This window comes from Flavobacterium undicola (genome assembly GCF_009909155.2).
Classification (GTDB): Bacteria; Bacteroidota; Bacteroidia; order Flavobacteriales; family Flavobacteriaceae; genus Flavobacterium; species Flavobacterium undicola.
Genome location: NZ_JAAAPM020000045.1, coordinates 1 through 23,447, shown reverse-complemented (window position 1 = coordinate 23,447; position 23,447 = coordinate 1). Strand labels below are relative to the sequence as shown.

General features: G+C 34.3%; 18 protein-coding genes. 4 read left to right on the top strand and 14 right to left on the bottom strand.

The genetic code is table 11. The annotated features are described in order from the left end of the window. Positions 1-154 precede the first annotated feature (154 nt). The 6 genes from pheT to recG all read right to left on the bottom strand — a co-directional run bounded on the left by pheT (position 155) and on the right by recG (position 11,927). Positions 155-2,575, bottom strand: a complete 2,421-nt coding sequence (gene pheT / locus GTZ96_RS17110; RefSeq protein ID WP_161645126.1) for a phenylalanine--tRNA ligase subunit beta — start codon at positions 2,573-2,575, stop codon at positions 155-157. Between the two features lie 404 nt (positions 2,576-2,979). Further along, positions 2,980-3,843, bottom strand: coding sequence for a bestrophin family protein (locus GTZ96_RS17105; RefSeq protein WP_128195427.1), 864 nt, complete (start codon positions 3,841-3,843; stop codon positions 2,980-2,982). Between the two features lie 136 nt (positions 3,844-3,979). Next, complete coding sequence (locus GTZ96_RS17100; RefSeq protein ID WP_161645125.1) at positions 3,980-5,290, bottom strand: TolC family protein; 1,311 nt, start codon at positions 5,288-5,290, stop codon at positions 3,980-3,982. Between the two features lie 22 nt (positions 5,291-5,312). Continuing rightward, entirely contained in the window at positions 5,313-8,411 is a 3,099-nt protein-coding gene (locus GTZ96_RS17095) for an efflux RND transporter permease subunit (protein WP_161645124.1), read from the bottom strand. Positions 8,412-8,494: 83 nt separating this feature from the next. Further along, positions 8,495-9,556, bottom strand: coding sequence for an efflux RND transporter periplasmic adaptor subunit (locus tag GTZ96_RS17090; protein ID WP_161645123.1), 1,062 nt, complete (start codon positions 9,554-9,556; stop codon positions 8,495-8,497). A gap of 259 nt (positions 9,557-9,815) precedes the next feature. Then, positions 9,816-11,927 (bottom strand): ATP-dependent DNA helicase RecG, encoded by a 2,112-nt coding sequence (recG, locus tag GTZ96_RS17085; protein ID WP_161645122.1) that lies wholly within the window; start codon positions 11,925-11,927, stop codon positions 9,816-9,818. 310 nt (positions 11,928-12,237) lie between these two features. Between recG and GTZ96_RS17080 the strand changes: the two genes are divergently transcribed. Both GTZ96_RS17080 and GTZ96_RS17075 read left to right on the top strand, forming a co-directional pair. Beyond that, positions 12,238-12,843 (top strand): transcriptional regulator, encoded by a 606-nt coding sequence (locus GTZ96_RS17080; RefSeq protein WP_161645121.1) that lies wholly within the window; start codon positions 12,238-12,240, stop codon positions 12,841-12,843. Next, positions 12,837-13,550 carry a DUF3307 domain-containing protein gene (locus GTZ96_RS17075; RefSeq protein WP_161645120.1) on the top strand — a complete coding sequence of 238 codons (714 nt, stop codon included), beginning with the start codon at positions 12,837-12,839 and terminating at the stop codon, positions 13,548-13,550. The genes GTZ96_RS17080 and GTZ96_RS17075 overlap by 7 nt, the downstream gene beginning before the upstream one ends. A gap of 201 nt (positions 13,551-13,751) precedes the next feature. Here the strand turns inward: GTZ96_RS17075 and GTZ96_RS17070 are convergent, their stop codons facing one another. Beyond that, positions 13,752-14,792: an agmatine deiminase family protein gene (locus GTZ96_RS17070; RefSeq protein ID WP_161645119.1), complete on the bottom strand. Its 1,041-nt coding sequence runs from the start codon at positions 14,790-14,792 to the stop codon at positions 13,752-13,754. A 531-nt stretch (positions 14,793-15,323) separates the two neighbouring features. Here GTZ96_RS17070 and GTZ96_RS17065 point away from each other — a divergent pair. Next, complete coding sequence (locus GTZ96_RS17065; protein WP_161645118.1) at positions 15,324-16,592, top strand: OmpA family protein; 1,269 nt, start codon at positions 15,324-15,326, stop codon at positions 16,590-16,592. Between the two features lie 222 nt (positions 16,593-16,814). Further along, a complete protein-coding gene (locus GTZ96_RS17060) occupies positions 16,815-18,335 on the top strand; it encodes a choice-of-anchor I family protein (RefSeq protein ID WP_161645117.1) in 1,521 nt (506 codons plus the stop codon). Between the two features lie 131 nt (positions 18,336-18,466). Here GTZ96_RS17060 and GTZ96_RS17055 read toward each other — a convergent pair whose 3' ends face one another. The 7 genes from GTZ96_RS17055 to GTZ96_RS17025 all read right to left on the bottom strand — a co-directional run bounded on the left by GTZ96_RS17055 (position 18,467) and on the right by GTZ96_RS17025 (position 23,195). Then, on the bottom strand, positions 18,467-19,354 hold the full coding sequence (locus tag GTZ96_RS17055; protein WP_161645116.1) for a carbon-nitrogen hydrolase: 888 nt from the start codon (positions 19,352-19,354) through the stop codon (positions 18,467-18,469). Positions 19,355-19,515: 161 nt separating this feature from the next. Continuing rightward, the gene (locus GTZ96_RS17050) at positions 19,516-20,391 is read right to left on the bottom strand and encodes a DUF808 domain-containing protein (protein ID WP_161645115.1); all 876 of its coding nucleotides are present in this window, start codon (positions 20,389-20,391) and stop codon (positions 19,516-19,518) included. A 166-nt stretch (positions 20,392-20,557) separates the two neighbouring features. After that, complete coding sequence (locus GTZ96_RS17045) at positions 20,558-20,926, bottom strand: hypothetical protein (protein ID WP_161645114.1); 369 nt, start codon at positions 20,924-20,926, stop codon at positions 20,558-20,560. A gap of 143 nt (positions 20,927-21,069) precedes the next feature. Next, positions 21,070-21,567 (bottom strand): hypothetical protein, encoded by a 498-nt coding sequence (locus GTZ96_RS17040; RefSeq protein WP_181033224.1) that lies wholly within the window; start codon positions 21,565-21,567, stop codon positions 21,070-21,072. 46 nt (positions 21,568-21,613) lie between these two features. Further along, the gene (locus GTZ96_RS17035; RefSeq protein WP_161645113.1) at positions 21,614-21,931 is read right to left on the bottom strand and encodes a nucleoside triphosphate pyrophosphohydrolase family protein; all 318 of its coding nucleotides are present in this window, start codon (positions 21,929-21,931) and stop codon (positions 21,614-21,616) included. After that, positions 21,928-22,263, bottom strand: coding sequence for a nuclear transport factor 2-like protein (locus tag GTZ96_RS17030; protein WP_161645112.1), 336 nt, complete (start codon positions 22,261-22,263; stop codon positions 21,928-21,930). The genes GTZ96_RS17035 and GTZ96_RS17030 overlap by 4 nt, the downstream gene beginning before the upstream one ends. A 50-nt stretch (positions 22,264-22,313) precedes the next feature. Then, a complete protein-coding gene (locus tag GTZ96_RS17025; protein WP_161645111.1) occupies positions 22,314-23,195 on the bottom strand; it encodes a pirin family protein in 882 nt (293 codons plus the stop codon). Positions 23,196-23,447: the final 252 nt, after the last annotated feature.

Sequence of the window (23,447 nt, the reverse complement as noted above, 5' to 3'; positions counted from 1 at the left end):
TTTTGGCATCGCATATAAAGAAAAACCCCGTTTTTGACTCTTATAGAGCAATTTCGGGGTTTGTTTCTTCTAATATATGGTGTATTTTATTGAAAAACAATAATTTGTGTTATTATGAATGTGCCTTTTTATAAATACTATTTTTTAAATATTTCTATCTCAAACTTGCTCCAAGTTCTGTTTCAAAATTCTTTTGCAATTTGCCCATAATTTTGTCAATTTGAGCATCAGTAAGTGTTTTTGAATCATCTTGAAGAATGAAACTTAAAGCATAAGATTTTTTACCTTCAGGAAGGTTTTTACCTTCGTAAACGTCAAAAAGGTTGATGTCTTTCAATAAGTTTTTCTCTGTTTGTCTGGCAATTGCATAAATGCTATCGTAGCTTATATTTTGATCAATCAGTAAAGCTAAATCTCTTCTTACTTCAGGATACTTAGTAATTTCGCTGTATTTAATTTTGTTAGGAATGGTTTTTAAAATAGCCTCCCAATTAAAATCAGCATAAAAAACATCTTGTTTGATTCCGAAGTGTTTTAAGATTGATTTTTTAACTACACCAAATTCTACTAAAACATTTTGAGATGTTCCAATAGCAATTCCTTCAGAGAAAACATCCGACTTTACAGGACTACTTTGTATTTTTTGAATTCCTAATCTAGAAAAAACACTTTCTACATAACCTTTGAATAAAAAGAAATCAGATGGTTTTTGTGGATTAGTCCAATTTTCCTGGTTTCTGTTTCCGGTTAAAAACAACGTAAGATGCTTGTGTTCTTCATATCCTGAAAGGAATTTATGGTAGGTTTTCCCAAATTCGAACAATCTTAAATCGGCATTTTTACGATTGATATTGTAAGCAATAGCTTCTAATCCGGAAAACAGTAATGATTGACGCATAGTAGCCAAATCGTTACTCAATGGATTTAACATCGTTACATTGTGTTCTTCTTTCAACATTTCTGAAAGCTGAACATAAGAAGCTGTAGTCAATGAATTGGCCATTATTTCGTGGAAACCTTGTGAATTCAATTGATTTCCAACGATATTTTGCAGCTTATAATCTTCGTTTCTTGGCGCATTAAAAATTGTAGCGTTTACTTTATTCGAAAAATCAATTTTGTTATAACCGTAAACTCTAAGGATTTCTTCGATAACATCAATTTCTCTTTGAACATCAACACGGTAAGCAGGAATGGTTAAACCTAAACCGGCATCAGAAACACTATTTACCTTGATGTCTAATGAAGCTAATATTTTTTTGATAATGTCTCTTGGGATTTGTTGTCCAATAATTTTATTGACTTTATCAAAATTTACAAACACTGAGAAATCTTCCACTTTTTTAGTGTAGATATCGATAAGATCAGAAGTGATGTTTCCACCAGCCACTTCCTGAATTAACAAAGCTGCACGCTTTAAGGCATAAGCTGTAATACTAGGATCAATTCCTCTTTCAAATCTAAAAGAAGCATCGGTATTTAATTGATGTCTTTTAGCTGTTTTTCTAACGCTTACAGGATTAAAATAAGCACTTTCTAAAAAGATAGAAGTAGTATTATCAGTCACTCCTGATTTTTGACCACCAAAAACTCCTGCAATACACATTGGTCCTTTATCGTCGCAAATCATCAAATCTTCTTCGTGTAATGTTCTTTCAACATCATCTAAAGTGGTGAATTTTGTTCCAGCCTCGACTGTTTTTACATGAACTTTACCATTGATTTTTGCTGCATCAAAGGCATGTAATGGTTGTCCTAAATCATGTAAAACATAATTTGTTACGTCGACAATATTGTTTTTTGGATTGATTCCAATAGCTTTCAAACGGTCTTGCAACCAAGCTGGTGAAGGTTTTACTGTAATTCCTGAAATAGTAACTCCGCAATAACGAGGTGCTAAAAGAGGCGCTTCAACTTTAACATCAATTTTTAAAGTACGCATGTCTACTCTAAAATTACTAACCGATGGCGTAATTAATTCGACACTAACACCATTTTGTAATAATCCGGCTCTCAAATCTCTTGCAGTACCTAAATGACTCATGGCATCGGCACGATTTGGCGTTAAGCCAATTTCAAAAACTTCGTCATTTTCTATTTTGAAAACTTTAGCTGCCGGAGTTCCAGGAGCCAAATCTTGGTCTAAAACCATAATTCCGTCATGACTGGTTCCAAGACCTAATTCGTCTTCAGCACAAATCATTCCGTGACTTTCCTGTCCACGGATTTTTCCTTTTTTTATGGCAAATGAACTTCCTTCTTTATCATATAATACAGTACCAATGGTTGCCAGAGGTACTTTTTGTCCTGCTGCTACATTAGAAGCACCACACACAACTTGTATTGGAGTTCCATTTCCTATATCAACAGTTGTTACTTTTAGTCTGTCGGCATCAGGATGTGGTTCGCAAGTAAGTACATGTCCTACTACAATACCTTCTAATCCTCCTTTTACAGATTGATATTTTTCAACAACTTCTACCTCAAGACCTAAATCAGTAAGTAATGCTGCTGTTTTTTCTGAATCCCAATCGGTTTTAATGAATTGTTTTAACCAGTTGTATGATATTTTCATTTGTGAATTTTAATATGGTTGCAAATATAAACATTGTCAACCGAGCTTCAAAGTTATTAAAGTCACTTTTTGTGAATATTCTAAATGATTTTTTTGGAGTAAGAAGTTAGTTTTTTTTCAATGATGTATCCTCCCTCCATTCGTTACAAGCTTTAGGGTTTCAAGCTCTTTTTCTAAGAAGTTGCAGGAGCTTCCTTTGGTCGCTCTGCATCTTCAAGAAAAAAGTAGCTTTCTTCCCCCTAAAGGCTTTTCACTACTGTCAGGACTAGGAGAGCGTTTTTGTTGCTTTAGGATGATTCTCCTGCAAGGTCTTTTTTGACCTTGTAGGCGTAATCAAAATTTAAAACCTACAAGGTTTTGAAAACCTTACAGGATTGATGTCAAATCAATTTGTGGTTAAGAAACTAAATTATTTCTTCCACATGCTTTTTAATGTTTGCTGCAATTTTAGCGGTAGGTAAATCATTGTCGTCATGACCAAATGGTTCTTCAATTTCTTCAGCAATTAATTCTAAACTGGCCAATACATAAAAGATAAAAACTACTACAGGAACTACAAAATAGCCCAGATTAAATACATAGCCAAAAGGCAAAGTCATCACGTAGAAAAAGATGAATTTTTTCAGAAAAACACTATAGGAATAGGGAATAGGGGTGTTTTTAATGCGCTCGCAAGCACCGCAAATATCAGTAAAAGATTGAATTTCGCTGTTCAAAATTATCAATTGGTCGCCTGTTATTTTTTTATTTTTATACAATTCATTAATTTTCATGAATAGCATTTTAGCAACCTGATTCGGTCGGTGTGTATGATGATCTACCGGGAAAGTAATTTCCTCAGATAATTGTTTTCCCGTTTCTTCGTCTTTTAAATGTTTGTTTAAAATGGAAGCATAAACGGGAATAATTTTTCTAAAAAAAGCCCTGTCTTTTTCATCTTCCAGAATCGCATGGAGTTTTAACGCTAAATTACGACTGTTGTTAACTAAAGCGCCCCATGATTTTCGCCCTTCCCACCAACGATCGTAAGCGGTATTAGTTCTAAAAACCAATAATAGCGAAATAACAAATCCCAACATTCCGTGCATTATTGAAATGTTTTTAACATGACTATCATCTGGTAAATCCAAATATTCGAGCTCGAGATAAGCTATTGCAGCTGAGTAAAACCCAATTAATACTATTAAAGGAAATAATTGTCTAAAAGTATCCGCTTTATGAAAACGGAAGATAAAAGTAATCCAGTCTTTTGGGTTGTATGAAATCATGAAAATAAATTTGAAGTAAATTTAATTTATAAATTACATTTTTCAACATTCCTTTTTAAAAAAATAAACCTCAAACAATACGGCGTAAGTATTGATTTGAGGTATGAAAAATTAATATTCGAAAATAGATTTTAGATTAATAATCCAGTTTTCCAGCTAATTCTTTTAATGCAATTTCGGATAATTTTGCTTCAAATTGTGCATTAGTATAACGTACGGTGGCGTTTACATAATTCAATTGTGCTGTTCTAAATTCTAAGGTAGTTATGGTTCCAATATGAAATTTATCTAAAGTAATTCCTAAATTTTGTTTGGCAATTGCTTGGTTTTTTTCTTCTAATTCAATCAGTTCTAAATTAGTCAAATAGGTTTGGTAAGCAGTTGCTAATTGGGTTTCCAAATTAAGATTCTGCTGTTCAATTTGCATTTTAGCATTCTCAATGGCCAAATTGGCTATTTTTTCATTTCGATGTTGGGCAAAACCATCAAATAAATTCAATGAAGCGCTAAAACCATAATTAAATCCTCTTGCCGAAGATTGAGTTGTAAATCCTAAACTCGACTGAGTTTCCGAAAAATTATAACCGGTGTTTACTTTTACCGTTGGATATCTGGTGGCTTTTACTTGTTTTAATTGCAATTCGGCTACTCTTTTATTGATAATTTGTGCTTCTAATTGGGGATTTTGTTTTTGTGCCAATTCGCTCAATTCATCCAATTTTAAATTAGCATCTACTTTGAAAATAGTAGTTACTGTAAAATCATTTTTTGTATTTCTTGCAAGTATTTGGTTCAATAGAATTTTAGAATTAGTAAACAATTCTTTTTGTTTTAACAAAGTTACTTTATCGGTATTCAAATCTACCTGAGCATTTAAAACCTCTAATTTTGAGGCTTTACCAATACTAAATCTGTTTTGTGCCAAAGCCAATCTTTGGTTCGAAATTACGAGCGTAGAATCTAGTGCGGCTAATTGTTGTTGCTGTTGTACAAGGTCGTAATAAGTACTATAAACATCTGCAATTTTGGTTAGAATGCTTAGTTTTAGTTGCGATTCACCTAATTTTTGAAGTTCTTGGAGCTGGTCTCTTTTTGCAAACATGCCCATACCATTAAAAATAGTCCAGTCAAGACCAACACCATAATTTAAGCTGTTACTTTTACCGTTGTTCAAACTGTTTATCGTCCCGTCAGAACGCGTTTGCGATAAATTTTGAATGTTATTATTGTCAACTACAGTGGCAGTTAGCTTAGGTAACATTCCAGCATTCCCAGTAGTGTTATTGGCCTGATCAACTTTTAAATCGTTAGCCGCAATTTTAATTTCGTAATTATTTTCTAATGCAATTTTCAAGGCATCCTCAATAGTCAAGACTTCCTGAGCATTTGTTTTTGCTATGCAAATCAAGAATAAAATGAGATTTTTTATTATGTTTTTAGTTTTCATAGGATAAATAGTTGTCTACGAATTATTTTTTTATGCTGGTTTCATATTCGTCAATATGATCAAACTCAGGATAGTGTTTTCTTGCTTTTGACCACATCAAATAAATAGCTGGAATAACAAAAAGAGTCAAAGCCAATGAAAAAATTGTTCCTCCTACAATTACAACTCCCATACCTATTCTGCTGGTAGAAGCGGCTCCAAGTGACATCGCAATGGGTAAAGCACCTAAAGCAATGGCTAAACTCGTCATTAAAATAGGTCGTAAACGCGCTTCTGAAGCTTCGACGATGGCATCATATTTAGATTTTCCTTGTTCTCGCAATTGATTGGCAAATTCGACAATTAAAATTCCGTTTTTGGTTACCAAACCAATAAGCATTACAGTTCCAATTTGGCTAAAAATATTCCAGGTTTGACCAAATAACCAAAGTGAAAATAAGGCTCCGGCAACTGCCATTGGTACTGTAAGAATAATAATTAACGGATCGATAAAACTTTCGAATTGAGCGGCTAAAATCAAGAAAATTAATAACAAAGCCAATCCAAAAGCAAAAGATGTATTGGAACTACTTTCGACAAAATCTCTCGATTCACCTCCTAAATCGGTAGTAAAACTGTCATCAAGAACTTTCGCTTTTATTTCATTCATAGCGTCAATTCCGTCGCTGATACTTTTCCCTGAAGCCAAACCAGCCGAAACCGTCGCCGACATGTAGCGGTTATTATGATACAATTGTGGTGGATTACTTTGTTCTTCAATATGTACCACATTGTCCATTTGAATCAATTCGCCTTTGTTGTTTTTAACAAAAATCGAAGTTAAATCCAGAGGTTTTGAACGGTCTTTTTGATCAAATTGTCCAATAACCTGATATTGTTTTCCATTTCGAATGAAATACCCAAAACGCTGACCGCTTAAAGAAAGTTGCAAAGTTTGCGCAATATCCAGAATAGAAATCCCTAAACTTTCGGCTTTTGCCCGGTCGATAGTTACATTGATTTCGGGTTTGTTGAATTTTAAATTTACATCGGTAATCGAAAAAACATCGCTTTTACCCACTTCATCCATAAATAAAGGAATTTTTTTCCGAAGTTTTTCGAAAGTTGGAGCCTGAATAATATACTGAATTGGTAAACCGCCACGTCTGTTTACAGCAATTGTAGGTTGTTGAATAACCGATGTTTTGGCGTTTGGATATTGTTTGGTCCATTTGGATAATTTATCGGCAATATCTTTTTGAGATGCTTTTCTTTCGCTGGCATCTTTTAAAGACAATCGAACCATACCACTATTGATAGAGGATGAACCGAATCCTGGCGAAGAAATAACCAAACTTACTTTTTTCTCTGGAATCGAATCATCTACCAGTTTTGAAATTTCCTGCATAAAACGATCCGTATATTCATAAGAAGAACCTTCAGGCGTTGTCATTCTCATGGTTACTGAACCACGATCATCATAAGGAGCAGTTTCTTTTGGGAGTATGGTAAAGAACAAATAAATAATCCCAAAACAAGCAATCAAAATAGGAAAGCTAATCCATTTTTTAGCCATAAAACCTTTCAATGAATCTGCATAACCGCTGTTTAATTTTTCAAAAAACGGTTCGGTTCTAACGTGAAATTTAGATTTTTTCTGTTCGCCACCTTTCATCAAATAAGCATTTAACATCGGTGTTAATGTCAAAGATACAAAGGCCGAAATCAATACTGCAGCACCTATGACAACTCCAAATTCCCGGAAGAGTCGCCCCACGAAACCTTCTAAGAAAATTACAGGCAAAAATACTGCTGCCAAGGTTACCGAAATCGAAATTACCGCATAGAAAATTTCGTTCGAACCTTTTATTGCAGCTTCAATTGGCGACATTCCTTCTTCGACTTTTTTGAAGATGTTTTCGGTAACTACAATTCCGTCATCGACTACTAAACCAGTTGCTAAAACAATAGCTAAAAGGGTTAAAACGTTAATTGAAAATCCAAAAAGCCACATGATAAAAAACGTAGCAATCAACGAAACCGGAATGTCAATTAAAGGTCTAAAAGCTATCGCCCAATCTCTAAAGAATAAATAGATGATAATGATAACCAGAATTATCGAAATTCCTAAAGTTTCGGCTACTTCAAGTACCGATTTTTTCACAAAAGCAGTATTATCTAGAGCAATATTGATTTTGATGTCTTTTGGTAAATCCTTTTTTAAGGCATCGTATTTTTTATAGAATTCTTTCGAAATATCTAAATAATTGGCTCCGGGCATTGGAACAATAGCCAAACCAATCATTGGAAGCCCCGATTGAGTCATTTGTGTTTCCATATTTTCGGCACCTAAACTAGCCGTTCCTATATCGCTAAAACGGACAATTTTATCACCTTCGGTACGGATAATGATATTGTTGAATTCTTCAGGATTGGATAAATTTCCAATAGTTTTTACCGTTAATTCGGTATTGTTACCGGTTAATTTTCCTGAGGGTAATTCTACATTTTGTGCATTCAAAGCATCACGAACTTCGGCCACAGTACAACCATAAGCGGCTAATTTTACAGGATCAATCCACAAACGCATCGCATAGCGTTTTTGTCCCCAAATTTGAACACCACTCACGCCGGGAATGGTTTCTAATCGTTGCGAAATTACATTTTCGGCATAATCGCTTAGTTCTAATGAGGTTCGGGTATCACTTTGAAGTGTCATCGAAATAATAGACTCACTATCGGCATCAGCCTTAGAAACTACAGGTGGTGCGTCAATATCTTTAGGTAAATTACGAGCTGCTTGCGAAACCTTATCACGAACATCATTGGCAGCACTTTCAAGGTCTTTATCTAAATTAAATTCGATAGTAATATTGCTACTTCCTTGATTACTCGAAGAAGTAATATTTCGAATTCCATCAATGGCATTTACGGCTTTTTCGAGGGGTTCGGTAATTTGGGATTCAATAATATCCGAATTGGCTCCAGTATAATTGGTACGAATCGAAACTTGAGCCGGATCAATCGAGGGGAATTCCCGAACTCCCAAAAAAGTATAACCAATGAAACCAAATACTATGATTAGAAGGTTTAGTACTATTGTTAAAACAGGTCTTTTTATACTTGTGGTGGATAAACTCATGTGAGATTGTAGATTTTAGAATTTTGAGTTATAGGTTATAAGTCATTAGTTAAGAGTAAAACGTATAACTCTTAACTAATGATTTATAACTTTACTTTCACTTTTATTGGAGCTTCATCTTTTAATGACATCACACCACTGGTTATTAAAGTATCTCCAGCATTTAATCCTGAAAGAATCAAAATAGAAGAATCGGTTCTGGTAGTGGCTTCGACCATCACTTCTTTAGCTTTGCCCATATTTGAAATGAAAACTTTTTTACCATCTTGTACAGGTACAATCGCTTCTGTAGGCACAACAATCGCATCGTTAATAGTATTTAGGGGTAGTTTTACATCGGCAAAAGTTCCAGGGAATAGTTTTCCATCAATATTATCGGCAATGGCGCGAATTTGCAAGGTGCGTGTTGTAACTTCTACTTCGGGCTCAATAGCGTATATTCTTGCCGTATATTTTTTTGTAGAACCAGAAACATTAATATCGATTACAGAACCCATTTTTACCTGGGAAGCATATTTTTCAGGAATTGAAAAACTGATTTTTACTTTTTCGATATTGACCAATTTTGCTACCAAAACAGTAGGAGTGATGTAGGTTCCCGGTGAAATCGAACGCAGTCCAATTTTTCCTGAAAAAGGTGCTCTTACCGAAGTTTTAGCAATTTGGGCTTTAATTAACTGGCTTTGTGCTTTAGCCGAAGCATATTCAGCTCGGGCAATATCATATTCTTCTTGACTGATGGCTTCTTTTTGCAATAAAAGTTTGGCTCTTCTTTCGTTTTCAGCAGCCAATTTTTCTTTGGTTGTTGTTTGACTTAATTGTGCTCTTAATTCGGAATCATTGACTTTAAAAAGTAATTGTCCTTTGTTGACATTGCTACCTTCTTTAAAATTAATACTTTCTACAATTCCAGAAACTTCCGAACGAATTTCTACTTGTTCATTGGCTTCGATAGAACCTGACAAAGAAAGATTGTTGTCAAAAGTTTGTGGTTTTACTACAATTCCGTTGACTTTAATTGGGCTTTTTTTATCCGATTTGTCTTTGGTGTTTTCTGAGTTTTTTTTGTTCTCCAGAATTCGATAAGTTATAAATGCACCAAATCCGATGATTAATAAAGCGTAGATTAAGTTTTTTATTTTCATAATTTGAGGAAGAAAAGAATTTAAAAATGTATGTTTTTATTATAAATGGATCTTAATTTAAACGCTTAGCAAGTTAAATCATCTTTTATTCTTGTACATACAAGTATTGGATTTTAACAACTAGTAAAAGTTTCGTTTTCCATGCTATATCTGGGTTTGACCTAATTTTTATGGAAAGGTTTACTCGTTTTTTTTAAAAGTAGTAAAAAAAGCGATTGTTTTTGTTTTTGTAGGAACTAAGTTGTTTTAAATTAGTTTTTTAACTAATGTAGTTCCAGATATTTTTTTTCTTGGTTAATTCCAAATAAACAGCTTTTAGGACAGCGTGTTCTGGTTTTTGTAATGGAGTATCGTCGCGGACTATTTTTAAAGCTTTTTCCCTGGCTAAGGCCAATATGTCTCTATCGCGAACAATATCGGCAATTTGAAGGTTTAATATACCACTTTGTTGGGTTCCCATCAGGTTTCCAGGACCACGTAATTTTAAATCAACTTCGGCAATTTCAAAACCATCGTTAGTACGAACCATCGTTTCCATTCGGGTTTTGCTGTCTGAACTCAATTTATGGCTGGTAATCAAGATACAATAACTTTGTTCGGCACCACGACCTACGCGACCACGCAATTGGTGTAGTTGCGAAAGTCCAAAACGTTCGGCACTTTCGATAATCATTACCGAAGCGTTAGGGATATTTACACCCACTTCGATTACTGTTGTAGCCACCATAATATTGGTTTTTCCTTCCGAAAAGCGTTTCATTTCTGAATCTTTATCGGCAGGTTTCATCTTGCCATGAACAATAGAAATGGAATAAGTAGGTAGCGGAAAATCTCTGGAAATACTTTCGTAACCGTCCATTAAATCTTTGTAATCCATTTTTTCTGATTCCTGAATCAATGGATAAACAATATAGATTTGGCGGCCCAAAGCAATTTCGTCTCTAATGAATTTCCAAATTTTTAAGCGATTACTGTCATAACGATGCACGGTTTGAATGGGTTTTCGCCCTGGAGGCAATTCGTCAATAACTGAAATATCTAAATCGCCATACAAACTCATGGCTAAAGTTCGCGGAATAGGAGTGGCAGTCATAACCAAAATATGTGGCGGAATATCATTTTTCTTCCACAATTTAGAACGTTGCTCTACGCCAAAACGATGTTGCTCATCAATAATGGCTAAGCCTAAATTATGGAATTTTACTTTGTCTTCAAGCAAGGCATGTGTGCCAATAAGAATTTGTAAAGTACCATTTTCTAGTTCTTCATGGATGATTTTTCTATTTGAAGTTTTAGTTGAACTGGTAAGTATTTTTATGTTTATATTCAAATTTTTAGCCAATTCTGAAAGTCCAATAAAATGCTGATTGGCCAAGATTTCTGTTGGTGCCATCAAACAAGCCTGAAAGCCATTATCCATTGCCAGTAACATACTCATAAAAGCCACAATAGTTTTTCCAGAACCTACATCGCCTTGTAACAAACGATTCATTTGGGCATTGGTTCCCATATCGGTTCGGATTTCTTTGATGACTCTTTTTTGAGCATTTGTCAATTCAAATGGCAAGTGATTTTGGTAAAATTCATTGAAAAATTCGCCAACTTTGGTAAACGGATGTCCTTTGATTTTATGTTTCTGAATCAGGTTTTTCATAATCAGCTGGAGCTGAATGAAAAACAATTCTTCAAATTTTAATCGAAATTGGGCTTTCGCCAAAGCATCGGCACTTTTAGGAAAGTGAATGTTGAATAAGGCAGCATTTTTCGGAATCAGCTTCAAGTCTTGAGTTAGATAATCAGGCAAAGTTTCTGAAAATAAGGCTTGTGTTTCCAAAAATAATTGCTGCATCATCTTGTTAATCACTCTGTTTGAAATTCCTCGATTGGTCAAGGCTTCGGTAGAAGGATACACGGCTTGCATTGCCGAACGCAAACTTTGTTCGTGCTCACTCCAAAGCTCAATTTCGGGATGCGCCATGTTGTACATGCCGTTGAATGAAGTGCATTTGCCAAAAATAACGATCACTTCATTTACTTTTAAAGATTCCCGAATCCATTTGTGACCTTGAAACCAAACCAATTCCATTTGCCCTGTATCATCGATAAAAGTAGCCACGAGTCGTTTTCTTCCTTTTGCAAATTCTACGGTTTTGATATTGATGATCTTCCCGATAATTTGAACCTCAGCAACGTTATTTTGTAACAGGTTAATTTTATAATATCGCGTGCGATCAATGTAGCGATTAGGATATAAATTGAGTAAATCGCCGTATTTATGAATCCCTAATTCCTTACGCAGCAATTCGCCCCGATTGGGACCAACGCCTTTTAGATATTCGATAGGAGTAAGTAGGAGATTATTGGAAGACATTTATGGGGTTTAGATTTTAGCCCTTCGACAGGCTCAGGGTGACATTTATGGATTTTAGATTTTAAATTAACGATTTATGATTTTAGATTTGTAAAGGCAATTACTGCTGTCAAATCTTTCCATTTTTCAATACTTTAATTTTTCAATTTAAAAACGAAGATAGTTTATAATTGGGAATTTTAAAAATGGAAATGTTGGTTTCATTATCGCTTTATTCGGCGATAATTGTAATTATCGCTTAATTTGACGATAATTGTAGTTATCGTTTAATTTGACGATAATTTTTGTATCTTGCGCTAAAATTAGAACTATGAAAGCAGTAATTACAGCTGATATTATGCGTTCCAGAAAAGTAGCTTCGGCAGTATGGTTGGCTGATTTAAAGGCAGTTTTAAACAGCTATGGTAATGAACCTAAAGATTGGGAAATTTATCGTGGAGACAGTTTTCAGTTGCTTGTTCCTGCTGAAGATGCACTCGAAATAGCATTATTGATTAAAGCTACTATCAAACAACATAAAACGCTTGATGTGCGTATGGCAATAGGTGTGGGGAATATTGATTATAATGCCTATAAGGTAACCGAATCGAATGGTGCCGCTTTTATTAATTCAGGCGAATGTTTTGAAAGTTTGAAAAAACAAACATTAGGGATACAAACTCCTTGGGCAGAATTCAATTCTACTTTTGAAGTTATTCTTTCTTTTATGCTGATGATTGCTGATAATTGGACGAGTACATCTGCGGAGGTTATTAAAAAAGCATTTGAAAATCCTGAGATTAATCAAAATCAATTAGCTACAGTGTTGAATAGAAAAAGCCAAAGTTCGATAAGTGCTTCATTAAAAAGAGCGGGTTATGAAGAATTAAAAAATATGATTGCATTTTATAAACAAGAAATCAAAAAACAATGGTAGCACTATTTTTAAGTTTGGTTTTGGCGCATTTATTAGGTGATTTTTTGTTGCAGCCTACCGCTTGGGTGAAAGATAAGAAGAAGAAAAAAATCAAATCGAAGTATTTGTATTATCATATAGGACTGCATTTAGTGTTATTGTTGATTACAACACAATTTGATAGCAACTATTTTCTAGGGATTCTTATTGTGGCTTTGAGTCATTTTGGGATTGATTGTGCCAAATTGTATTTCGAGAAAAAGAAAACTGCAAAACTCTGGTTTTTTATTGATCAGTTGTTGCATTTGGGGGTGATTTCAGGAGTAGTTTATTGTTATTTTCCATACCAAATTCCTATTTCGAATTTGTATTCGCAGCAAAATCTGGGCTTGCTTACCGCTTTGGTTTTGGTGACTTATGTGAGTGCAATAGTGTTGAAAGTGCTATTATCTAAATGGAGTAATCAACTTATAAAAAAGGATGATGATGACACTAATAACGCGGGCAAATACATTGGGATTTTAGAACGCTTGTTTATTTTCTTCTTTGTGGTGATGAATTTTTGGGAAGGAATTGGTTTTTTATTGGCGGCGAAATCTATTTTTAGGTTTGGTGATTTAAAAGAATCTAAAGACGTTCGACTTACCGAATACATTTTGATAGGAACTTTATTGAGTTTTGGATTGGGGATTCTTTGTGCGATGCTTTATAGGAACTTTATAGTTTAACCGAAGCGCAGAATTTTTTACCGCAAAGTTTCGCAAAGTTTTACGCGAAGCTTCGCTAAGTCCTTCGACAAGCTCAGGATGACGCGCAAAGCTTTGCAAAGTATTTTTTAAAATATCTGCCAAAATCTGCTAAATCTGCGTGAAAATATATAAGCACGCAGATTTAGCAGATTTTGGCAGATTGTAAATATTCTTAATAAATTACACAGGAATCTGTTGGCTCAAGCAATGTAAAGTCCCAAATCCCCATATTAAATCTATCGCACTAATGCCAATAATTTCTCTGTCAGGGAAACATTCTGCTAGTATATTCAAAGCTTTTCTGTCGTTTGAGTCATTAAAAGTAGGAACCAAAACACATTTATTTAAAATCAAGAAATTAGCATAACTCGCAGGTAATCTTAAATCTTCAAAATCCAATCGTTTCGGCATCGGTAAAGTCACAATTACTGGTGATTTTCCGTCTTCTAGTTTAGCATTTTGCAAACGTTTTAAATTGTCTTGCAAAGGTTTGTAGTTGGCATCGTTCGGATCGGTTTCTATGATGGTTACAATAGTATCTTCGTTTACAAACCGAGCCAAATCATCAATATGACCATGAGTATCGTCACCTTCGATTCCGTCGCCTAACCAAATCACATTGGTTACACCTAAATATTCTTTAAAAATCGTTTCGTAATCTTCTTTGGTAAACTCCGCATTACGAACCTGAATGCTAGGATGCATCAAACATTCTTCGGAAGTTAATAAAGTTCCACGACCATTCACATCAATAGCACCACCTTCTACAATTACTGGTTTCCCTTTGTAAGTTACTTGCGTTAATGGCATTTTTAAGAAATCAGAAACTTTTGCAGGAACGTGTTTGTCCAGTTGAAAGTTTTTGTATTTCGCCCAACCGTTAAAGTTGAAATTCAATGCTTCTCTTTTACCATCCTTATATATTACAATAGGACCAGAATCACGCATCCAACTGCGATTGGTTTTTTGGATGATAAACGAAACCTGATCCAAATTCACACGCGCTCTGTCGAGCATATCGCTTACTTTGGCTTTTAGTTTTTCATCAATAACTACAAGGAATACTTTTTCATAAGTAGCCACTTTTTTAATGAACTCCACAAATGCCCATTGAATTGCTTCGTATTTTCCTGGCCAATCGTTCCCGTTATGAGGAAAACAAAGTAAAATTCCCTCTTGTTTTTCCCATTCAGCAGGAAAACGTCTGTTTGTAGTTGTCATAAAAAAGGTGCTAAAATTTGATGACCGCAAATATAAGCATTCGGAAGGATTATAAAAATGGAGGCTTGTAAAACAATATTTATTTTTTGGAGTTGATTTCTATTAAAAATCTGTTGTTAAATAAGATGGCTTGAAAGGTGAATTTATATATGGATGAGTTGTTTCGAGAAGATGCCTTTTTGTGTCTTATTTTCTCCCATTCGAGGAAATTTTCTATTATTTGTTGTCATAAAGTGATTCTTTTGTTTAAGAAAATAGAGACGAATTATTCAAAAGGAATTAAAATAATGCTGTTAACTTAGCTTTCGAATTAAAAAAATAACATTTTTTTGAGAGTGTCTGAATGTGGACAGTTGAAATTTTAACTTTTTGACAATCAAAACAGTACTGGTTATTTATTCAGTTTATGAGGAATAAACAATCAAAAACATTAAAAAAAGTGGAAATTATATAACTTTAAAATTACAATTATAAGAATAATATGATTTATATTTGTACAAAATTTAAAAATAGAAATTAAAATTAATAAAGATGAAAAAGAAATTTGCCTCAGTATCCTTACTAATACTTTCATTCGCTGCAAGTGCTCAGGATATATCAACAACGTCTGCTAAAAACACACTTGAGAATGATTCGTTTGATAAATGGTCTATCGAATTAAATGGTGGTGTGAACAAGCCATTGAGAACTATGACCGCAGGTTATTCTACGGCTACTCTTAACCCATTTCACGCTGATTTAGGAGCAAGATATATGTTTAGTCCTAAATTTGGTTTAAAATTGGATTTTGGGTATGATAAATTCCAAGAGCGTGATAATACTGCACCATTTGAAACTAAGCTAATCAGAACAAGTTTACAAGGGGTTATCAATTTAGGTAGAGCTTTAAACTTTGAAACATGGACTAATACTATTGGATTATTAGCACATGGTGGATTTGGAGTTTCTCAATTATCATCAGAAAATGGTTTTAAAGGAAAAGACTACATGGGACATGGTATCATTGGTTTAACTGGACAAATTAAATTAAGTAATAGTGTTGCTTTAACTGGTGATTTATCTGGTTTGGTTTATGGAAGACAAAACTGGAACTTTGATGGTAAGGGAGCTGCAAAAACTGGTTCTTTAGACGGAGTAACTCTTAATGCGTCTGTTGGTCTTACTTTTTACCTAGGTAAACATGAAAAACATGCTGACTGGGTTGGAGATGCTGATAAATATGATGCTTTAGAAAATAGAGTTACTGCAATCGAAACAGGTCTTATTGATTCTGATAAAGATGGTGTAGCTGATTTATACGATTTAGAACCAAATTCTATTGCAGGTGTAGCTGTTAATACTAAAGGACAATCTGTTGATAATAATAAAAATGGAGTTCCGGATGAGTTAGAAAGCTATTTAGATAAAAAGTATGGACAAAATACTAATACTAATACTACTGTTACTAATAGTACTGTTGAAGAATTAATTAACGGAGGATATGTAAATGTATATTTTGATTTTAATTCAACAAAACCAATAAATTCATCTCTATCAGGGGTTGACTTTTTAGTTAAATACTTGAAAAATAATCCATCTAAAAATGCAGATATCATTGGATATGCTGATGAAGTAGGAAGTTCAAGTTACAACCAACAATTATCTCAAAAAAGAGCTGAAGCAGTTAAAAGTATTGTAATCAATTCTGGAATTGACGCTTCAAGATTAACTGTAAAAGGTAATGGTGAAGATGCTTCTGTTAATAAAAATTCTCAACAAGCACGTCAAATCGTGAGAAGAGTTACTTTTCAAGTGAAGTAATTTTACAAATAAATAATTTAGAAAGCTGTTTCGACTAAGGTTGAAACAGCTTTTTTTTTGTACTTAGTTTTTTCGCTTTGTTTTTGATGCCTTAATATTTAAAGCAGTTTAGATATCATTTGGTACTATTTTTCCTGTTGAAATTAAAGATTTCATAATAATGACTTAATCCGAAACTTTTATTCTAAATCTATTTTTGTTTGAAACAAAAAAATAGTAAATATGAGAAATTTTGGTATTTCATTATTGGCAGCTCTTTTTATTTTATGCAGCTGCGAAAACGATAAAGAAGATAAAGATAATCAAGAGATTGAAGTAAACGAAGATGTTGCCAGCTTCAAAGAAATAGGAACCATTACTGTGGGTGGGTTAGCTGCAGCTGAAATCAGTGCCTATGACGAAACGACTAAAAGGCTTTTTACGGTAAACAACAGTGCCACCAACCAAATTGATGTAATTGATTTGTCAGATCCTAGCAGTCCTAAAAAGTTGGCTGTGATTGATTTGTCGGTTTACAATGGTGCTTCAAACAGTGTGGCTGTTTATGGCGGAAAATTGGCAGTTGCCTTAGAATCGACTGTGAATAAACAAGGGAACGGAAAAGTAGTGGTTTTCAATACTTCAGATTATAGTTTGATTAAAGAAATTACTGTGGGCGCTTTGCCTGATATGGTTACGTTTTCGCCAGATGGGAAATACATTATGTCGGCTAACGAAGGGGAACCAAATGCAGATTATTCGGTAGATCCTGATGGTTCGGTTTCTATCATTGATGTGACTAATAATTATGCGGTAACAACCTTGAATTTTGCCGGTTTTGAAAGCCAGTTGGCGACGCTGAGAACCAAACGATTTAGAATTTCTAAAACGGCTAAAAGTTTTGCTGCGGATATAGAACCGGAATACATTACTATTTCAGCAGATTCTAAAACGGCCTGGGTTACTTTGCAAGAAAACAATGGAGTGGCTAAAGTAGATTTGGCTACAAAAACTATTACATCTATTATTGGATTGGGGTACAAAGATTTCAATACTGCCGAAAACGGAATTGACGTTAGTGATAAAGATTTAGCTGTTGCATTTACTCCCTGGAAACTAAAAGGATTATTTATGCCTGATGCAATTGCAAATTATACGGTAAACGGAACGCCTTATTTTATTACTGCCAATGAAGGTGATGCAAGAGAATATACTAATTATACAGATGTTAGCAGATTAAAATCATTAAACTTAGACGCAACTGTTTTTCCTGATGCAGCTACTTTAAAAGCTGATGCAAAAATGGGACGGTTGAATTTGGTTTCTACCGAAGGTGATACAGATAACGACGGCGATTTAGACGAATTAATCAGTTTTGGTGCTCGTTCGTTCACTATTTGGAATGGAAATTCTGGTAGTTTGGTTTTCGATAGTAAAAATGATTTGGACAAACGTTCGAATGATTTTGGTACTTATGATGATGCCCGTAGTGATGACAAAGGTTCGGAACCAGAAGCTGTGGTAGTAGCTAAAATGGGGAACAAAAATATTTTGTTTGTAGGTTTGGAAAGAACTGATACGGTTATAATTTATGATATCACTAATCCATCGGCACCACAATATTTACAAAGCATAAAAACAGCTGATGCTCCAGAAGGTTTGTTGTTTATTCCTGCTTCTAAAAGTCCGAACAAAAGAAGTTTGTTAGTGGTAAGTAGTGAAGGGGATGGAACAGTGAAGTTTTTTCAACCTAATTTGAATTAAGAGAAGTTACTAAGGTGCTAAGCAACTAAGATTATATAGGAGTTTGGTTTAAACATATCTCCTAAAAACAAAAAATCTACCAAAAGTAAATATTACAATTGGTAGATTTTTTGTTTGTTATAAAAAGAATATTAATCAATCGCTCTTTTAGTAATGTCTCCAAAAGCATCAATTCTTCTGTCTCTGAAGAATGGCCAGTTTTGACGAACATTTTCTTGTAGGTCTAAATCTACTTCAGCAATTAGGATTTCTTCTTTATCGTGTGAGGCTTGCGCCAAAATTTCACCTTGTGGTCCGGCAATAAATGAAGCTCCCCAAAATTCGATTCCTGGAGTATCTGGTAAGTATTGTTCTAAACCAATTCTGTTGGCTGCGGCAACATAAACACCATTAGCTACTGCATGTCCTTTCATCACGTTCATCCAGGCACCGTATTGGTTTTCACCGTATTGCTCTTTTTCTTGTGGATGCCATCCAATAGCTGTTGGGTAAAATAAAATTTCAGCACCTTTTAAAGCGGTTATACGCGCTGCTTCCGGATACCATTGATCCCAACAAATTAAAGTTCCAATATTTCCTTTTTGAGTTCGATTGTTTTTAAAACCTAAATCACCTGGTGTGAAATAGAATTTTTCGTAAAAAGCGGGATCGTCTGGAATATGCATTTTTCGGTACAATCCAGCTTCGGTTCCATCGGTATCAATAATATAAGCACTGTTGTGGTAGATTCCTGCCATTCTTTTTTCGAAAAAAGGAACAATAATTACTACTCCTAATTCTTTAGCTAATTGGCTAAAAGCAATAAAAGAAGTGCTATATAAAGGTTCAGCCAAGGCAAAATTGTCTACATCTTCACTTTGACAGAAATAATGACTGCTGTATAATTCAGGCAATGAGATTACTTCAGCGCCTTGATTGGCTGCATCACGAACCCAACTGATACATTTTTTCAGGTTGTTTTCGGCAATATCATTTAGATTCAGCTGGATAACAGCAATTTTGTATTTTTTGTTGGGCATAGGATTAATTTTTAGACTGCAAAAATAGGTATTTTTATGAAGAGTAGGAATACTGGTATTTAGAAAAATTTGCTGTTATTTACTTACCTCAGTGAATCTTTTTGTAGGATTGCAATAGAATATTTGAGATTTGGACTTTCTTAACAATCAAAATAGAAGCATTATTTCTTGCCAAACATTTTTTTAAATAGGTTTACAATTCCTAAAACCATAAATCCAAAGAGAAGTCCGATTATAAATTCTTTTACAATCGAAGGTAATTGTAATTGTGGAGCGAAATGATGTAAATAATCAATGTTATGTACAAAGATTCCGCCGGCAACCATAATCAAAGCAATCGTTCCAATAACAGATAAACTTTTGATGACTTTTGGCAAGGCTTGTACAAGTACATTCCCTATAAATTTTGATGCGCTACCTTCTTTAGAACTCATTGCAATTAGTTTAAATCCCAGTTCGTCCATGCGTACAATAAGAGCTACGATGCCATAAACACCAACGGTTGCCAGAATTGCAATTATAGAAACCACCACAATTTGTGAAGTTAAGGGCTGCTCGATTACAGTCCCCAGCGCAATGATTACAATTTCTACTGACAAAATAAAATCAGTCACGATAGCCGATTTTATTTTTTCTTTTTCGACAGTTAAAATTTCAGCCTCGGTAAAAGTTTGGGTGATGCTATCTGTTTTTGAATGCTTACGATGAAATAGGAATTCGTATATTTTTTCAGCACCTTCATAGGCTAAAAAAAGTCCGCCCAAAACTAAGATGATAATGATTGCCAAAGGAAAAAAAGCACTCAGTAAAAAGGCTATCGGAAGAATGATTAATTTATTGATAAAGGAACCTTTTGCAATTGCCCACAAAACAGGAATTTCTCTTGACGAAATAAATCCGGAAGCTTTCTCGGCATTTACTGCTAAATCATCTCCTAAAATACCGGCTGTTTTTTTCGCAGCCACTTTACTCATTACAGCAACATCATCCATAATTGCTGCGATATCATCTAATAGTGCGAAAAAACCTGATGCCATTGTATTAGTCTTTAAAAACCGGTATTTTTCAGCCTTGTTATGCTAAGATTTTACCCTGTAGTTTTGATTGTTTATTGCTGCGAAGCTACTATTTTTTTGGTTTATCCAATTTATAAAAATGGCAATTTTTTCAGTAAATATTCACAAAAGTAGTTCGGAAAGTAACTTATTCGTCTAATTTCATGTTCCCTCTGTCTTCCTGATTATCAGGATGTGAGTTTGGATAGCGATTTGGAGTAATATCAGAATTTCTGTCTTTGTTTTCGACCGTTTTCATCGCCTCTTTGTCTGTAGTAACACCACGATTGGCATTTGGATTATCTGAATCAATTTCGCTTGAAAGGTTTTCAGTATTTTCATTTCCACTCCTTGCTCTTTCAACAACCGTTTTATTCCCATCAGCATCGATATCAACTTCTTTATTCAGTTTTAAATCAGTTGATGCTGTGTCATTAGAAATGTTTTTATCTATTGATTCTTCTGGGTTGTTTTGTGCTTCGGTTCTATCTTTTGATCCTAAATTATTAGTTTCCATGACTCTGTTTTTTAATGTTAATACCTTAATATTACGCATTTTAGAATTAAAAACCAGGTCATTTAACATAGCTTTGGGTTTGTAGTCAATCTAATCGTTTACACATTTTTACAATTGATAATGGGGAGTTTGAATTGGATAAATTAATCATCATCATCAAAATTTAAAAAATCATCGGGATTAAAAGGAATGTCGTCATCGGGATCTTTATCGTGTGCACTTATCCCTGGTGGGTTGAATAATCCCCAATCGTCTTTGATGTAATTCCAAATATCAAAACCGGCAACCCAATCGATAAATAAGAGTCGGAATTCATCGATTTCTTTTCTCAATAAATGAATGTAATCTTGGTCAGTAATAGCTTCTTCAAAACGCAAACTGCCTGCCTGAACATAGAGTTCTCTGGCTGATTTTCGGATAATGGTTGCATTTTCCATTTTCAAATCATATAACTCGACAGTTTCGGCTCCCGCAATTTTAGCAGGGATTATCATAGCATTTTCCATCATGAATCGAACGGCAGTTTCTTGAAGAAATTTATTATCAGCAGGAACAATTTCGACTAATCCTCGTGTGATTTTATAAATTTGTTCTGCTTTTTGATACAAAGGCAATTGATGTAATTCGTCTCGTTTTGACATCCTTTTGAATTTATGTTATTAACTCAAACAGCTAAAAGCAATTCATTTAGCCAATCAACTTTTCTGTTTTTGATAAAAAATGATCCATTGCTTCTTTAATGTCAATATCACTGCGGTTTGCCAATACAATAAGCCTCCAAATGCTTTCGCCTAGTTTGTGTTCTAGTTCAGATTGGCTATTCGCTTTAGGCCAACGTTGTTGTGACATGATATTTCGGCCAACTAAACCCGCATCGGTTAAAAATGCCAAAGCATCTTCTTCAACAGTCCATTCGCTATTGTGATGTTGGACTTCTAGTTCGTGGTATTTTTTTCTTATTTCAAGGGAACGATTGATAATATCGTCAAAGTTATTGTTGCTCATCGTATTAAATCGGCTTTTATTGTTGCTATTTTTTCATTTTGAAATGTAAAATCAAATGTTCCTCCAATTTTTCCTTCTGGAAATTCTCCTGTAAACTCGACTTCCAGATGAGTATTGTTCTCCTGAATGTCTAATTTTACTAATTTAGTTTGAGTTTTATAGCCAATAAAATAACTCGTATAATACTCCCGAATACCTTCGTGACCTATGAATTTTCTACCAACGGAAGGATCATCTAATACCGCATCTTCTTGATATTTTGCCAAATAGTTTTCGGTATTGTAACTGTTACTAATTTCCAGCCAGTCTAATAAAAATGCTTTGATGTCCATTGATTATAAATTTATAGTTATTTCCTGAATGTTCAGGATAAGGGTATTTTTTACTTTTTGGGATATATGGGCAGAGGAACAAATTCGGTTTCACCTTCTATTTTATCAAACTTTTGTTCCGTCCAGTTTTGTTTGGCTTGTTCGATTAATTCCTTATCGGTCGAAACAAAATTCCAGTCAATTAAACGTTCTTCGGGATAGGCTTCGCCACCAAAAATATAAATGGTTGAATTAGGCTGTATGGTAAATTCACATAAAGTACTGTCTTTTGCCACCAATATTTGTTTAGGACCGTATTCGCTACCATCATTTTCAATACCGCCTTCCAGAATATAGAGCCCCGCTTCACCATAAAGATGTTGACCGATATTTAATTTTTTCTCGGTAACCGATTTTATTTCTATCATATACATTGGGCTGTACACCGGTACATTGGATTTTTTGCCAAAGGCTTCACCTGCAACCAATTTGAATTCCACATCATCTTCTTTCCAGGAAGGAATTTCGCTGCTTTCAACATGAAAAAACTCCGGATTCATTTGTTCCAAATGTTTCGGTAAGGCTACCCAAATTTGTAAACCATGCATGTTTTTTTCAGAATGACGTAGATATTCGGGAGTGCGTTCAGAATGTACAATGCCTTTTCCAGCGGTCATCCAGTTGACTTCGCCGGGTTTTATTTCAACTTCATTACCCAAACTATCGCGGTGCATAATACTGCCTTCAAATAAAAAAGTAAGTGTTGAAAGACCAATGTGCGGATGTGGCAAGATATCAAAATTCTGACGTTCATTCATCTTTACCGGTCCCATGTGGTCTATATAAATAAAGGGGCCAACCATGCGTTTTTGACGAAAAGGCAGCAATCGGCCTACCAGAAAATTTCCTATATCGGCAGCGCGTTCTTCAATGATTAGGTTGATGTTTGACATGATGATTAATTTTAGTTTAGCTATTTGATAGATAACAATTCTGTTTTGAATATGACTTTGTTACAAACAAAAATAACTTAAAAATGCTGTTTTTAATTCGTTGATGAATTGATTTATTAAAAACGGTTCTCGATACATTTTTTGTTTCATTTCATTACACAAAAAACACTACCATTGACGTTTTTATTTATTCTGTTAAATATCAATTAGTTGCATATTTAGTTCTTTAGCTTTTTTAGTTAAAAATCTAAA